The organism is Pseudomonas paraeruginosa, from assembly GCF_003025345.2.
GTDB classification, from domain to species: domain Bacteria; phylum Pseudomonadota; class Gammaproteobacteria; order Pseudomonadales; family Pseudomonadaceae; genus Pseudomonas; species Pseudomonas paraeruginosa.
This window is the reverse complement of record NZ_CP020560.1, coordinates 425,327-441,025: the sequence shown is the minus strand read 5'-3', so window position 1 is coordinate 441,025 and position 15,699 is coordinate 425,327. Positions and strand designations below refer to the sequence as shown.

Genomic DNA, 15,699 nt, shown 5'->3' with positions numbered 1-15,699 from the left:
CGCCGCCCCTTCGTCCCGAGGGGGCCGGTTCCAGCGCCCCGCGGCAGGCAGTACACTGCGCGCCTGTCGCCACTACCCTCGAATCGCCATGCGCCTGTCCCGCTTCTTCGTCGACCAGCCCCTCGCCCTCGGCCAGCACGACCTGCCCGAGGCCCAGGCCCACTACATCGGTCGCGTGCTGCGGCACGCCACGGGCGACGCCGTGCAGCTGTTCGACGGCAGCGGCCGGGAATACCTCGGCGAGCTGATCGAGGTCGGCAAGAAGAATGTCCGCGTCGAACTCCGCGAGCAGTTCGCCGGCCAGCCCGACTCGCCCCTGCGTATCCACCTGGGGCAAGGCCTGTCGCGCGGCGAGCGGATGGACTGGGCGATCCAGAAGGCCACCGAACTGGGCGTGGCGGAAATCACCCCGATCCTCAGCGAGCGTTGCGAAGTGCGCCTGAAGGACGAGCGCGCCGACAAGCGCCTGCAACACTGGCGCCAGGTGGCGATCAGCGCCTGCGAGCAGTGCGGCCGTTCGAGCCTGCCGCGGATCCATCCGCCGCTGGCCCTGGAGGACTGGCTGCGGCAACGCGACGACGAACTGCGCCTGGTCCTGCACCCGGTCGCCGCGCCCCTGGCCAGCCATGCCCGCCCCGCCAGCCTGGCGTTCCTGGTCGGCCCCGAGGGTGGCCTGGGCGATGCCGAGGTGGAGCAGGCGCAGGCGGCCGGCTTCCACTCCGCGCGCCTCGGCCCGCGCGTGCTGCGTACCGAGACCGCGCCGGTGGTGGCGCTGGCGGTGGCCCAGCAACTCTGGGGCGACTTCGCCTGATATCTCTCCCGCCGCTTTACAACGGCGGCAGCCAGTGAATACCGTTGCGCAGCCCACTTCGCAACGGATCGCACGCATGGACACGCCCGTTACCTTCGATTGGAAGATCCGCCTGCCCGATGTGCTCGGCGTACTCCGCCGAGACTATGCCGGACGCTTCCCGCAACTGGCCTCCGCCGCGCTGGAGACGCTGCTGGAGCGCCTGCGCGACGACCTGCCCGAGGATTTCCTGCCGGCCCTCGGCCAGGAGCTGGAGTCCCTGGGACTGGCGTTAGTGGAACGCCTGGACGAAGACGACAGCCTGAACCTGTACGTGGTCGGCGCCCCCCACAGCCAGCGCCTCCTCGATGCGCTCGCAGCGCAGGGCCACAACGCCCGCACGCTGCGCCAGGAAGACGCCGCCGAAGGCGCCCCGGCGACGCTCCCCGCCGCCACGCCGGCCGGCCTGGCGGCGGCTTCGGCCTACATCTGCCTCGAACGCGCCGAGCACCTGGCGCCGGGCCTGGCCACCGGCCGCCTGCCGGGCGAGGACAGCCGCGACCTGTTGGACCTGCGCCAGTGGCCCAGGCTACGGCGCCTGCCCGATGGTGCAGAGGAAACCCGGGGCGCGCTGCTCTGCCGGGCCAGTTCGGCGGACGGCCTGCACGCCTGGGTCAGGATGACCGGTTCGGGAAGCCCCTACGCCTGGCTGCAACGCTCCCGCGACCTCGCCTCGTTGACGCCCGAACTACCGCCTTTGCCGCTGCCGCCGGCGCAGTCGTTGCGCCAACGCCGCACCCCGGAACTTGCCATCGGCCTAGCCGGAGAGGACCTGCTGCTGGTCGACCGTGGCCTGGTCTTCCTCTATCCCGGCTTCGCCCGGGGCAACGGCGAACCGCGGTTGCTCTTCGAGGTGCCGCAAGCGCGGCGCTCCATCGAGAATCCGCCGGCGGTCTTCACCACTCCGGACGAGCGCGTCTGCCTGCTCTCCCGCGGGCAGTTCTTCGAATGGCGCGAGGCACGCATCCAGCCCCTGCCGTTCCCCGTCGGCAAGGATCTGCCCGCCGATCCGGCGCAACCGACCTCGGTGGCGCCCGGGAGCATAGTCTGGCTGGAGCGGGAGACGCTCTGCGAAGGCCGGCTCGACAGCGGCGAGATCCGCAGCCACTCGCTGGACGGCCTGGCCGAGGGGCCCTACCTGAAGCTCCAGGCCCTGGACGGAGGCTGGCTGCTGCTGGCGCCGTGGCTGGAACCGCATCGCTCGCGCGACCTCGCCCAACTCTGGCACCTCGAATCCGGCCGGGCGCTGCGCATCCGCTACGGCGAACTGGACCTGGAGGGCGGACTACAGCACTGGGCGAAGTTGCCCGACGGGCGGATCGTCGTCGGCGACCATGCCCGGCATGTCGACCTCGGCACGTTCGAAAGCCTGCGCCAGCGCCTGCTGCGGCGGCGCCCGGCGCTGGCCTGAGACGCTACAGGCCGCGCAGCGCCAATCCCGCCAGGCCGAGCAGGAGCACGCCGCAGCCGGCGTAGCTGACGCGGTGCCAGAACAGCGAGGTGTTGCGCCGCAGCCAGTCCACCAGCGCCGCGCAGCAGAAGCACCAGATCAGCGACGAGAGCATGAAGCCGGCGAAGAACACCAGCGACTGCGCCTGGTTCGGCGTGCCGTCGACGATCCCCGCCAGGGCGCTGCCGAGGGCCCCCCAATAGACCAGGTTCTTCGGGTTGGACAGGGAGATCGCCGCGCCGGCGCCGAAGGCGTTGCGTCCCTGCTCGCCGACGTTTTCCGCCGCCAGCGGCGGATTCCAGGCGTCGCGCAGGCCCTGCACGCCGAGCCAGGCCAGGTAGGCGGCACAAACCAGGGTCAGGGGCATCCGCACCTGCTCGTAGCCCAGCAGCAGCGCCAGTCCGGTAAGGCCGAGCAGGGCCCAGACCGCATCGCCGATCAACGAGCCCAACTGCACCAGCAACGCCGGGCGGAAGCCGCCGGTCAAACCGCGGCGCAGCGTTTCACTGAACACCGCTCCAGGGGAAACATTGAAGGCAAAACCGAACAGCAGGGCAGCGAGAAAGATGGCGAGCATGGAACGGCGACTCCGCGGGTGGGTCGCCGGATTATCCCCGTCGGCGACGCTGGAAACTTGAACCGGATTGCGCAGGTCAGCCGCGCACGGCGCGCTGGTAGCGGCCCGGCGAGATACCGTAGGCGCTGCTGAAGTAACGGGTCAGGTGGCTCTGGTCGGCGAAACCCAGGACGTGGGCCACCTCGCCCACCGCCAGGCCACGGCGCAACAGGCCGAGGGCGCGGCGGGCGCGCAATTGCATGCTCCACTGCCGGGGGCTGAGACCGGTGGCCTTCTTGAACGCCCGCAGCAGGTGGTATTTCGACAGGCCCACCTGCTCCGCCATGCCATCCAGGTCCAGCGGTTCGGCCAGGTGCTCGGCGAGCAGCGCCTGCAGGCGGGCGACAGCCGGGCGCCCAGGATCGGCCCTCTGCGGCAGGCGGGTGCCACTCGCCGCCAGCAGGCGGCCGAGGAATTCCAGCAGGCGCTCCTCGCCCCGTTCGCGGGCGAAACGGTCGCTGGCCAGCAAGGCTTCGATGCTGGCGGCCAGCTCCCGGCCCAGCGCCGGACTGCGCAGCAGCGGGCGGTCGAACTCGACGGAGGAAAGATCCAGGCTGTTCGCCAGCTCGGCGGCAGGCAGATAGAGGCTGGCGAAGCGCCAGGGCTGGCCGTCGCGGACGCCGCCGCCCTGGATCTGCCCCGGGTTGTAGAGGGTCAGGTCGCCGCTGTCGGCCTGGAAGGTGCGACCGTCCAGCCAGATGTCCTCCAGCCCGCACAGGTTGGCGCTGATGACGAACTCGTCATGGCTGTGCTTCTCGAAGCGATGCCCGGCCAGGCTGGCGCAGGCTACCTCGAGGGAGGCGCCGATCCGCGCATGCTGCAGGCCGGCCATGGGCGGCTCAGATCAGGCCGGCGTCGGCGAGCTTCTCTTCCAGTCCGGCCAGGTCCGGAATCCGCGCGGTTTCGCCGCCGATGTCCACCGCCGCCAGTTCCAGCGCCGCCAGCGGCGCGGCAGTGGCCGCAAGATTGGCGTCCAGCCGCACCGAGCGGGGGATGCCCTGCACCAGCAGGGCGAGGAATTTCACATGGGGTCGTCCGCCGAGGGCGTTGATCACCACCACCCGCGCGCTGCTGCCGAGGACCGGCTGCCGCTCGCCGCTGGAAGCCGTTTCGAAGGACAGCAGCGGCAGGCGCAGGTCGCGCCAGGCGACCTGGCCGAGGTACCACTGCGGCAGGCCGGCGGCGACCTGCGGGTTGCGATAGGCGATCAGCTCGGCCACGGCGACGTTGGGCAACAGCAGGGTGCGGTCGCTCAGCGGCAGGAGCAGCCCGGTGAGGCTGTCCGGGGTCGGGGTGGCGAGGGGTTTGCGGCTCATGCCATCCTGCTCGATCACGGCCTGGTTCATGTTTCGACTCCTGTCGGCGCGCAGCGTGCGGCCAGATGCTTGACCAATGCCTCGGCCAGTTCGCGTGGGCTGGCATTGAAACTGCTGTAACCGGCCTCGCGCAAGCTGTCCGGCATGCTCGAACAGACGCAACTGTCGGCGCGCTGGGTCCACACCTCGCCGCCCTGGCGCCGCACATAGGCGGCGGCGGCGCTGCCGTCGCTCCCCATGCCGCTGAACACGATCACCCCGCAGTCCGGGCCGAACTGCTGGGCCAGGTTGAGCATCATCTGGTCGATGGACGGCGTGTAGGGCTCGGGCCAGGGACGCTGGCTGCATTTCAGCCGCCCGTCATGGTGAAAACCGAGCTCATGGAGTACCGGCACCACCTGGACTTCGCCGCAGCGCAGCGCTTCGCCATCGCGGACGTTCTTCACGTGCCACTGGCTGTGCCGGCCGACGGCCTGCGGCAGGCTCTGCTCGAAGCTGGCATCGATGTGCTGGGCATAGAGGAAGGCGATCGGCAGGCCGCCGGGCAGGGCGTCGAGGAACGCCTTGACCGCTGCCGGCCCGCCGAGCGAGGCCGCCAGCAGCCATACCTCGCGGGCCGGCTCACCGGCCTGCAGCGGCATCGCCGCGAGATCGCCGGGAATCTCCAGGCGCGCTGGACGCTCTTCGTCGAGCAATGCGCCGAGGCTATCGCCAACGCCATCGCTGGGGTCGCCGATCAAGCGCTTCAGCTTGGCGATCAGCCGCCGCTCCCAGCGCGGGTAATGTTCGGTATGCCGCTCCGGCGCGTGGCCCTCGCCGAACAGCACCGGCGCGCGGTCCTGCTCCAGCAGGCTGTCCAGCAGCGGCGAGTCGTCCTGCTGGGTCAGGTCCACCAGCCACAGGTCGGGAGCGCACTCCAGCGCGGCGTCGTCGACCCTGGCCGGGTCGGCGTTGAGCACCACCTCGTAGCCATGGCCGAGCAGCGCCTGCTGCAGCACGTGGCGCTGCAGCGAGGTGTCGGCGATCACCGCGACCCGCGGCGTGGCACGCTCAGTCATGCTGGCCGACCAGGGACTGGATGGCTTCCAGCAGCTCGGTTTCCTGGTAAGGCTTGCCGAGGTACTGGTTGACGCCGATGCCCAGCGCGCGCTCGCGGTGCTTCTCGCCGGTCCGCGAGGTGATCATGATGATCGGCAGGTTGCCCAGGCGCTCGTCGTGGCGCACCAGGGTGGCGACCTCGAAACCGTCCATGCGCGGCATCTCGATGTCCAGCAGGAGGATATCCGGACGGTGCTCCTGGAGCTGGGCGATGGCGTCCACGCCATCCTTCGCGGTGAGCACGTTCATGCCGTTGCGCTCCAGCAGGCGCGTGGTGACCTTGCGCACGGTGACCGAGTCGTCCACCACCATCACCAGTGGCGGCCGCTGCTGCTCGCTCTCGCTCGCCGCCGTTTCCTGGCGCAACGCCAGGCGTTCGCGGCGGCTTTCCTGGCCGAGCAGCGCGTGTCGGGAACGGATGGTCGCCAGCAGGTCGAGGATCACCACCACCCGGCCATCGCCGAGCAGGGTCGCTCCGGAAATCCCGGCAACCCCGGCGAATTGCGGCCCGAGGCTCTTCACCACGATCTCGCGGGAACCGGCCAGCGAGTCGACCTGCACCGCCACCGCGTGTTCCGAGGAGCGCACCAGGATCACCGGCAGCGGCAGCGACTGGCCGACCAGCTTGGGCTCCTGGCCGTTGTTCAGCAGTTCGCCGAGGTATTTCAGCTCGTAGGACTGCCCGGCGTATTCGAAGCTGGGCGTATCCAGCCCCGCCTCGCCGCGCTGTTCGTAGAGCGCCTCCAGTTCGTAGGGGGAAACCCGCACGATGCCCTCGATGGTGTTCAGCGGCACCGCGTAGAGATCCTCGCCGGAGAGCACCATCAGCGCCCGGTTCACCGACACGGTGAACGGCAGCCGCACGTTGAAGCGGGTGCCCTGGCCCGGCTCGGTCTGGATGCTCACCGAGCCGCCGAGCTGCTTGACCTCGGAGTTGGCCACGTCGAGGCCGACGCCGCGTCCGGAGATCTGGGTGACCTTCTCGGCGGTGGAGAAGCCGGACTCGAGCACGAACTGCAACACCTCATGATCGCTCAGGTCGCTGTCGGCGCTCATCAGGCCACGCTCGATGGCCTTGCGCCGCACCGCGTCGAGGCGGATGCCGGCGCCGTCGTCGGAAAGGGTGAGGAGGATGTCGCCACCCTCGCGGCCGATGTTCAGGCGGATCGTCCCGTGCTCCGGCTTGCCGGCCGCGCGGCGCGTCTCGCCGGTCTCGATGCCGTGGTCCACGGCGTTGCGCAGCATGTGCTCCAGCGGCGCGACGATGCGCTCGAGGACGGTACGGTCCATCTCGCCGTCGGCGTTGCCGACCACGAACTCGACCTGCTTGCCAAGCTCGCCGGCGACCTGCCGGACGATCCGCCGCAAGCGCGGCACCAGGCGGTCGAACGGCACCATGCGGGTGCGCATCAGGCCTTCCTGGAGTTCGGTGTTGACCCGCGCCTGTTGCAGCAGCAGGGTCTCCGCGTCGCGGTTCTTCGCCGCCAGGGTTTCCTTCAGGTCGAGAAGGTCGGAAGCCGATTCGAACAGCGCGCGCGAGAGCTGCTGCAACTGCGAATAGCGGTCCATTTCCAGCGGGTCGAATTCCTCGTAGCCGGCGCGTTCGGCGTCGGCCTGGTGGCGCGAGAGGATCTGCGCCTGGGTCTCGGTGTCGAGGCGGCGCAACTGGTCGCGCACCCGCTCGATGGTGGACTCCATCTCGCCGAGGGTGAAGCCGACGTCGCTCACCTGCTGCTCGACCCGGCCGCGGAAAATCGAAGTCTCGCCCGCCAGGTTGACCAGGTTCTCCAGCAGTTCCGCCGGCACCTTCACCAGTTCCTGCGGGGCACGCCGGGAAGCGGCTTCCTGGGCGGCTTCCCGGGCCTTGCGCACGAACGGCAGGGTGGTGGCCGGGGCAGCCGGAGGCGCCGCCTCGGCCGCCATGATCGCGCCGGCCGCCGGGGCCAGGCGGGTCAGCTCGGCCAGCGCGGAGGCCACCGCGCGATCGGTATCGTCGGCCTGGACCGGCGCCTGGGCAGCCTCGGGGCGCTCACCGGCCTCGTCGTCCTCGGCCAGCCGCTCGCGCAGCAGGTCGACCTGCCGCTGCAGGCCTTCCAGTCCCGACTGCGCATCCAGCAGCAGGCTGTCCGGCCACGGCGCGCCCTGTTGCTGCGCGTCGGTGAGATGCTGCTCGAGGTCGTGGGCCAGGTTGCCCAGCTCGGTCTGGCCGGCCAGTCGCGCGCCGCCCTTGAGGGTGTGCAGGATCCGCAGCAGGTCGTCCAGCGGCTGGGCGTCGCCGCTGCCGCCGTCCCAGCGGCCGAGCGCCAGTTCGAGATTCTCCAGCAGGTCGTCGGCTTCCTCGAGGAAGATATCGAGGATCTCGCTCTCGTCGGCCGCCGCGCCCCTCCCCGCCAGCGGCTTGAGGCTGACGCTGGTGGGTACGCTCAGTTGCTCCTCGGGATCGCTGCGCAGGCGCCTGATCTCCGCGATCAGCGCCTGGCCGTCGGGCAGCTCGCGCTGGCCACGTACCGCCTCGAGCATCTCGGCCAGTTCGTCGTGGCAGCGCTGCAGCAGGCCGAACAAGGTCGGGCTGGCGCGCAGGCGTCCGCCGCAGAGACCCTCGTAGAGGAATTCGAGCTCGTGGGCGAGGTCGCCGATCTCGGCGATCTCGGCCATCCGCGCACCGCCCTTGAGGGTATGCAGGTCGCGCTGCAGGGCTTCCAGCTCGATGGTGTTGTCGACGTCGTCGATCCAGCGTTGCAGCGCGGCGGCGGCGCTGTCGAGGATATCGAGGCCCTCTTCGAGGAAGATTTCCACCAGCTCGGGATCGCGCTCCTCGAAAGCCTCCGCAGCGGGCTGCGGCGTCTCGGCAGGCTCCTCGCCGGCAGGCGCGACGGGTTCCTCGGCGGGACTCTGCGCCTCGCCCTGCGCCGCCTCGGCCAGCGGGCCCTGGCGGAATTGGCGGATCGCCAGGATCAGGTCTTCCGGGTCGGCCAGCGCCCGGCCGGCGCTCAACTGCTCGAGCTGCTCGGCCAGGCGGTCGTGACACGCCTGCAACAGCTCGGAGAGCCGCGGGGAATGCTGGTAGCGGCGGTCGACCAGGCCCTCGTAGAGAGACTCCAGTTCGTGGGCGAGGTCGCCGATCTCGGCGATCTGGGCCATCCGCGCGCCACCCTTGAGAGTGTGCAGGTCGCGCTGCAGGGCGCTGAGCGAAGACAGCGCGCCCGGCTCGGCTTGCCATTGGGCCAGTGCCTGGCCGGCGCTTTCGAGGATATCCACCGCCTCTTCGAGGAAGATCGACACCATTTCCTCGTCCAGCTCGCGGCCGGGAACCGGCGCAGGCGCCGCCGGCACGGTCTCCTCGACAGGCACCCCGGTCTCTTCGAAGACCGCCCCGGGGAGGGTCGACTCTTGGTCTTCCGGGGGGAAATCCTCGGCGTCGAGGCTCTCCGGATCGATGAACGGAACGGTTTCGGCGGTGGGCGTTTCCAGCAGTTCCTGCAGGGCCGCGACCCGCTCGGGACGAGGCGTCACCTGCAGGCCGGCGGCGACCTGGTCCATCATCCCGATCAATGCTTCGTGGGCCTGGCGGGCTTCCTCGAAGAACGCCGGGCTGACCGCCAGGCGGCCCTGCTCGACGGCCTCATACAGCGTCAGCAAGGCCTGGCAGAGTTCTTCCACCTGCGGCAACTCGGCGTGCTGGGCGCCGCGGCCCAGGGCGCTGAGTTCCTCGCGCAGCGCACTCAGTTCCTGGCGCTCCTGCGGATGCTCGTGCCAGCGCTCGAGCAGGTCCTCGGCGTCCAGCAGGATGTCCATGCCTTCGGCGAGGAAGGCTTCGATCAGCAGCGGATCGCGGCGCTCTCCGGCATCGCTGTAGCGATCGGCCTCGAGCGAGGCGATGCGCTCCTGATGCAGCGCCTCGATCCGCTCCAGCAACGCGACGCTGCCGGGAATCGGATTCAGCGGACGGCGCTCGCCGACCTGCTCCAGGCCGATGCGGAACAGCTGCTCGGCGTCGTGCAGCAGCTCGGCTTCGCGCAGGTCGAAGGCGAGCAGGTTGGACTTGTATTCCTTGACCAGTTTTTCCAGCGGCGTGGCGATCTCGGCGATCGGCAGGATGCCGGCCATGTGCGCGCTGCCCTTGAGGGTATGCAGGGCGCGCTGCAAGGCGTCGGTGACCGGCTGCGGCAGTTCGCGGGCGCAGTCGGCGAGGAAGCCGACCAGGGCCTCCAGGTGGGTCTCCGCCTCGTTGGTGAAGATTTCCAGCAGTTGCGGATCGAGCAGCTCGACGTCGCTCTCCGCCTCGGCGGCGGCCTGCGGCGCGTCGGCCAACGGCAGTGCCGGGGCGCCATCCTCCGGGGCCACCGGCTGCTGCGCCTCGACTTCCGGCGGTACGCCACGGTCGTCCGGCGCCGGCGGTTCCGGCAGCGGCTCGCCCCTGGCCAGGGCATGCGCGGTGGCCGCCAGCAGATCGACGTCGTCGCGCTGGCGCTGGGCGTTGGCGGCGAACTCCTCGACCAGCTCCGGCAACAGCGCCACCACCTGGTCGACCACGCTCCGCACCGGCTCGCTGGCGGCGATGCTGCGGTCGAGCACGCGATTGAACAGGTTCTCGATCGACCAGGCCAGTTCGCCGATCACCAGGGCGCGGACCATCCGTCCGCTGCCCTTGAGGGTATGGAAGGCACGGCGCACTTCGGTCAGCGCCTCGCGGTCGTCCTGGTCGGCCTTCCAGGCCGGCAGGTACTGGCCGATGGTCTCCAGGACTTCGCCGGCCTCCTCGATGAAGACCTCGCGCAGTTCCTCATCCACCGGTTCCTCGTCGGCCGGCGGCGGCAGCAGGCTGACCGGCACGTTCTGTGCCGGCGGGTTGATCGGCTGCACCGGCGCGGCCATCACCTCGGCCAGCGACAGCGCCGGCGCTTCGCTGGCGAGCGCCTCGGCAGCAGGCGGAGTCTCGACCTCGGGCAGTTGCACCTCGGGGAGATCGAGGTCGGAAAGGTCCAGCTCCTCCAGGCTCGAGCCTTCCCAGTCGGACACTTCGACCTCTGCCTCCGGCAAGGCTACATCCAGCGGCAACGGATCGAACGAATCGAGAGCCAGCTCCTGTTCAGCGGGCCCGTCGAAAGGCTCCGGCGCCGGCAACGGTTCCAGGCTTTCCAGCGGCGCGTCGAAGACCAGCGCCGGCTCTTCCAGGCTCGGTTCCAGCGCCTCGCCGGCCCGCGCCGGCTGTGCCAGGTCATCGCCGAGGCCCCACTGCTCCGGCAGCGACCAGTCCGCCAAGGGCGCCGGCTCGGAGGCCGGCGCCGCATCGGCGGGCAGGTCGAGGCCGGAGAGGTCGATCTCGTCGAGGTTGAAGTCTTCCAGGCTGCGGGCAGGCGCCGGGGACGACTGCGACTGGCCGCTCTCCTCGACCACCTCCGGCAACGCCGGCGGTACTTCGCTGGAGCCGTCCAGCGACAGGTCCAGGGCCAGGTCGAGGGAAGCCTCGCCGGCGTCGGGCGCGACTTCGCCCAGGGTCCGGTTGTCGTCGCTGGCCAGCAGCGGGGCATCTTCCGTCGTCGCCTCGGCAGAAGCCGTGTCGGCGGGCGGCTGTAGCGGCGCTTCGGCGGCCTCGGCGATCGCCTCCGGCATCTCCGGCTCGGCAACCGGTGACTCGACGGCACCGGGCTCGGACAGGCTGGGTTCGGCCGGGGCCGACGAATGCGGTTTCAGCGTATAGCCGAGGTTCGCCAGGCTGTCCTCGGCAACGTCGAGGATCAGGTCGCTCTGGCTCTCGTGGTCCTCGCTCAGACGCTCGAGATAGTACTCGACGCTGGTGATGGCGTCGGCCAGGGTATCCAGGCTCTGCCAGTCCGGCACCGCCCTGCGCGCCAGAAGCTGTTCCTGGATGTAGCGGTTGCAGGTTTCCAGCAGGCTCGCGGCGCGCTCCAGCGGGATCATCGCCAGGCCGCCACGGACCTGGGTCAGCAGCTCGGGCACGCGGGCCAGGTGTTCGTGGTTCCACTGCGAGGCGATGAACTCGATGATCGCGTCCTTGGCCTGCTCCAGGCCATTGCGCGCTTCCTTGATGACCAACTGGTGGATCTGCGCCACGTCGGTGGTCGGCAGCCGGCTTTCCTCGCTGTTGCGCTCGTCGCCGGGACCGGCCATGCCGGCCAGGGTCGCTTCGACGTAGAGCAGTGCGCCGGCGACGTCCATCAGGGTCGCGTCGCTCGGCTCGCGGCGGCCCTGGGCCAGGGCATGGACGACGTCGAGCTGGTCGAGGATGACCTTGCGCGGCTGGCCGAAGCCGAGCACCGCCAGGGTGTCGGCGATCTGCTTGAGCGGCGCCAGCAGGGCGTCCAGCTCGGCGGGATGGGCGCGGTCGCTGCGCACGAACAGGTCGAGGCTGTCCTTGATCCGCACCAGCTCCTCGCACAGCGCGCCGACCACCGACCGCATGGCGTCGCGGTCGGGTCCGGCCAGGCGGGCGCGCTCGGCGTCCACCGTCTCGTGGTCGGGCAGCGCCTCGTCGAGGCGGTACTGCTCCTTCAACGCACGGATCCGCGGCGACTGCGACGGCGCCTTGGCCACGTAGAACAGCAGGTTCTTGATCAGTTCGTCCGGCGCGGCCTGGTTCAGCCCGTCGGCGCCCTGCTCGACCAGGCGCTTGAGTTCGCGGTCGAGCTGGCGCAGCAGGGTGCGCACCGAGGCGCTGTTGACCACGCTGCCGTTGGCCAGGCCCTCGACCAGGCCGGAGGCGATGCTCCACAGCGGCCCCAGCGGCGCCTCGCGGCACAGCCCTTCGAGGCGCGCGTAGACGCGCGCCAGATAGCCGAGACTGGTAGCCACGTCCTGGTTGCGCAGCAGGCCGACCAGGGCCATCTGCTGGGTCTGGCGCAGCTTGCGCAGCAGGCCGCCGAGTTCGTCGGTGCGCAGTTGCGCGATGGCCTCGCCGTCCAGTTGCGGCTGGCGCCGCGACAGGTCGGGCGCGAACAGGCTGGTTTCCGAGAGCAGCTTCTCGCCGCGCGCGGCGCGCAGGTCGTTGAGCAGCGGCAGGACCACCATCGGCAGGTCGCGCCGGGCGGTCTGGATCCGGTCGAGGTAGACCGGCAGTTGCAGGATCGCCTGCATCAGCACTTCCAGGGCCTCGCCCTGGTTCGGCACGCGGCCGTCCAGCAACGCCTGGACCAGTTGTTCCATTTCCTCGGCGAGCAGCGCCGCGCCATAGAACTCGACCATCTGCAGGGTGCCCTGCACCTGGTGCACGTAGGTCAGGCAGAACCGCATGCGGGTCGGGTCCTGCGGGTTCTCGACGAACGCTTCCAGCGCCTGGCGCGCCTGCTTCAGGGTTTCGGCGATCTCGCCTTTCACCCACTCCAGAGCGACGTAGTCGTGCCGGTCACCCATAGCCACTCCATTCATGTGCCTGAGTACCCCTTACGGGTAAAGGCCAGGACCCGCTCGTCGGCGACCGGCTCGAGCTCCGGATGGCTCCAGTCGACCACTTCGCCGACCCCGATCACCAGCAAGCCCCCCGGCGCCAGCCGTTCGGCCAGGCGGTTGAGGATCTCGCGCCGTCGCCAGCGACGGAAGTAGATCAGCAGGTTCTGACAAAAAATCACGTCCATGCCGGACCATGGCGCCTTCGCCAGGTCCAGCACATTCAACCGGGCACAGCAGACGCGCCCGGTCAGTATCGTTTTCACGCTGAAGCTGCCATCGGCCTGGCGTTCGCAATAGCGCTCGACCATTTCCGCCGGCAGTTGCTCCAGCTTGCGGGCCGGATAGTTCGCCGCGCGCGCCCGTTGCAGGGCATGCAGGCTGATATCCGTCCCGGTGACGCCGAAAAAATCGCCCCGTTGCCACCCGCGCAGCGCCTGCGCCGCGCACATCGCCATCGAGTAGGGTTCCTCGCCGCTGGAGCAGCCGACGCTCCACAACGCCCAGGGCCTGGGCATGCCCTCGCGGCCCAGGCGCTCGCCCAGGTAGCGCTCGAGCAGCTCGAAAGACGGGGGATGGCGGAAGAAACGGGTTTCCTGGACGGTCAGGCGGTCCAGCAGGATCGCCCACTCCACCGCGCCACGCGGACCGTCGGTCACCTGGCGGTAGTAGCTGTGGTAGTCGCCGATGCCCAGTTCACGCATGCGCGCGGTCAGGCTGGTCTGCAGGAACGTCCGGCGCTGCTCGTTGAGCACCACGCCGGTGCGGTTCTCCAGCAGCACCTGCCAGTCGCGGAACTCCGCTGCCGACATGTCGGCCAGCGGCTGCAGTGACCAGACGCCGTTCGCCTGCATGCCGTGTCCCTCGTCCAAGGTGTCGACGCGGCGCCCGCCAGGCGGCCGCCACGCCTATGCTCAGGCCTGTTCCACGCCCTCCGGCAGCTTGAAGCCGGATACCGAGTTGCGCATCTCGCTCGCCATCTTCGCCAGGTTGCCGATGCTCCGCGCGGTGGCGGTGGTACCGGCGGAGGTCTGCGAGGTGATCTCCTGAATGACGTTCATGGTGTTGGAAATGTGGCCGGCCGACGATGCCTGCTGACGGGCGGCGTTGGAGATGTTCTGGATCAGCGCCGCGAGGGTCTTGGATACCTTCTCGATCTCCTCCAGGGCCACACCGGCGTCCTGGGCCAGGCGCGCGCCGCGGACCACCTCGGAGGTGGTCTGCTCCATCGAGATCACCGCTTCGTTGGTGTCGGTCTGGATGGTCTTCACCAGCGCCTCGATCTGCTTGGTCGCCGCCGAGGAACGTTCCGCCAGACGCTGTACCTCGTCCGCCACCACGGCGAAGCCGCGGCCCGCGTCCCCCGCCATCGACGCCTGGATCGCGGCGTTCAGGGCGAGGATGTTGGTCTGGTCGGCAATGTCGTTGATCAGGCTGACGATGTCGCCGATCTCCTGGGACGATTCGCCGAGGCGCTTGATCCGCTTCGAGGTGTCCTGGATCTGCTCGCGGATGTTGTCCATCCCGGTGATGGTGTTGTGCACCACCTCGTTGCCCTTGTTGGCGATGGCTACCGAACGCTCCGCTACCGCCGAGGATTCCGAGGCGTTCGCCGATACCTGGTCGATCGACACCGCCATTTCGTTGATCGCCGCCGAGGCGCCGGCGATTTCCTGCGCCTGGTGCTCGGAAGCTTCGGCCAGGTGCATCGCGGTGGACTGGGTTTCCTGGGCCGCGGCAGCCACCTGCACGGCGGTCTGGTTGATGGTTTCCACCAGCTCGCGAAGCTGGTCGATGGAGTAGTTGATCGAGTCGGCGATGGCGCCGGTGAAGTCCTCGGTCACGGTCGCGGCCACGGTCAGGTCACCGTCGGCGAGGTCGGCGATCTCATCGAGCAGACGCAGGATCGCGGCCTGGTTGCGGTCGTTCTTCTCGGCGGTCTCGGCCAGCCGGCGGTTGGTCTCGCGCACCATCACCAGACCGATCAGGATGATCGAGGCCAGGGCCAGGGCACCCAGCACGTAACCGGCGAACAGGTTGATGCTGCGTCCGCCGGCCAGGTTCTCGAAGCCGTCGGCCAGTCGCGAGGCCTTGTCCAGCAGGGTCTGCGAAACGCTGAAGATGTGGTTCGCCGCTTCCCGGACCTGGAACAGGTCGGGCGAGGTTTCGAGGATCTCGTCCACCGAGCCGGAGACGAACTCGAACAGCTCGGCGATCTCGTTCAGGCGGTCCACCGCCTCGGCGTTGGTCACCTTGGAGATGCTCATCGCCGCATTGCCTTCCTGCATGCCCTTCAGTACGCGGCCGAACAGGCTGGCGTCGCGACCGAAGCTGTCGGCGGCCTGCACCGAGTTCTCGTCGCCGGCCAGCACCTTGTTCACCGAGCCGAGGATACGTTCGGCCAGCAGCGACTGACGCTGGGCGACCGCGACCTGGTCGGCCGGGGCGCCGTTCTCCAGCAGGATGTCGACCACCTCCTCGTACTCCACCTGCAGCTGCGGGATGGTTTCGGCGAGGGTCGAGGCCACCTGGTGCAGGGACAGTACGGTCTGTTCGCTGGCGAGGATCGAGTCGGCGTTCTTGCGCAGGCCGTCCCAGTCCTGCTGCACCACGTCCATCTGCGGCTTCACCGCTTCCGGACTGGGCGGCAGCGAGGTGCTTTCGTCACCGTTGACCAGGATGTTCCAGCGCTTCTCGAAGTCGTTGCGCGCGTCCTTCAGGAGCTTGAACGCCTCGCCCTTGCCCGCCGCTGCTTCGGTGGCGTTCTTCGCGATCCGCTGCGACAGGACGCGCAGTTCACCGGCATGGCCGATGTACTGCTTGTCATGGTTCGACTGGGTGTTGAGGTAGGCAAAGTTGGCGAACAGCAACACGATCGAGACGATGAGGACGATGAACAGCCCCGCGATCACCGAGCTGCTGCGCATGCCCGCGAAAAGATTGCCTGCGTTGATTTTCTTCATAT

9 protein-coding genes are annotated in these 15,699 nt (G+C 69.4%); 2 read left to right on the top strand and 7 right to left on the bottom strand.

Going from position 1 to position 15,699, the window contains the following annotated elements; translation table 11 throughout:
- Window positions 1-88: 88 nt before the first annotated feature.
- Window positions 89-811 (top strand): 16S rRNA (uracil(1498)-N(3))-methyltransferase, encoded by a 723-nt coding sequence (locus tag B7D75_RS02105; protein ID WP_043099035.1) that lies wholly within the window; start codon window positions 89-91, stop codon window positions 809-811.
- A 34-nt stretch (window positions 812-845) separates the two neighbouring features.
- Complete coding sequence (locus tag B7D75_RS02100) at window positions 846-2,261, top strand: hypothetical protein (protein ID WP_107113697.1); 1,416 nt, start codon at window positions 846-848, stop codon at window positions 2,259-2,261.
- A 4-nt stretch (window positions 2,262-2,265) separates the two neighbouring features.
- On the opposite strand, the gene B7D75_RS02095 is transcribed toward B7D75_RS02100, so the two are convergent.
- The 7 genes from B7D75_RS02095 to pilJ all read right to left on the bottom strand — a co-directional run bounded on the left by B7D75_RS02095 (window position 2,266) and on the right by pilJ (window position 15,697).
- Window positions 2,266-2,877, bottom strand: a complete 612-nt coding sequence (locus B7D75_RS02095; RefSeq protein WP_107113696.1) for a LysE family translocator — start codon at window positions 2,875-2,877, stop codon at window positions 2,266-2,268.
- Window positions 2,878-2,953: 76 nt separating this feature from the next.
- The gene (locus B7D75_RS02090) at window positions 2,954-3,748 is read right to left on the bottom strand and encodes an AraC family transcriptional regulator (RefSeq protein ID WP_107113695.1); all 795 of its coding nucleotides are present in this window, start codon (window positions 3,746-3,748) and stop codon (window positions 2,954-2,956) included.
- Between the two features lie 7 nt (window positions 3,749-3,755).
- Window positions 3,756-4,262 (bottom strand): chemotaxis protein CheW, encoded by a 507-nt coding sequence (locus B7D75_RS02085; protein ID WP_034080823.1) that lies wholly within the window; start codon window positions 4,260-4,262, stop codon window positions 3,756-3,758.
- Window positions 4,259-5,290: a chemotaxis protein CheB gene (locus tag B7D75_RS02080; RefSeq protein ID WP_012074002.1), complete on the bottom strand. Its 1,032-nt coding sequence runs from the start codon at window positions 5,288-5,290 to the stop codon at window positions 4,259-4,261. The genes B7D75_RS02085 and B7D75_RS02080 overlap by 4 nt, the downstream gene beginning before the upstream one ends.
- A complete protein-coding gene (gene chpA / locus B7D75_RS02075) occupies window positions 5,283-12,701 on the bottom strand; it encodes a chemotaxis signal transduction system protein ChpA (protein WP_107113694.1) in 7,419 nt (2,472 codons plus the stop codon). Before chpA ends, B7D75_RS02080 begins: the two co-directional genes overlap by 8 nt.
- Window positions 12,702-12,712: 11 nt before the next feature.
- On the bottom strand, window positions 12,713-13,588 hold the full coding sequence (gene pilK, locus B7D75_RS02070) for a type 4 fimbrial methyltransferase PilK (protein WP_003148852.1): 876 nt from the start codon (window positions 13,586-13,588) through the stop codon (window positions 12,713-12,715).
- Between the two features lie 60 nt (window positions 13,589-13,648).
- Complete coding sequence (pilJ, locus tag B7D75_RS02065; protein ID WP_012074000.1) at window positions 13,649-15,697, bottom strand: chemotaxis chemoreceptor PilJ; 2,049 nt, start codon at window positions 15,695-15,697, stop codon at window positions 13,649-13,651.
- Window positions 15,698-15,699: the final 2 nt, after the last annotated feature.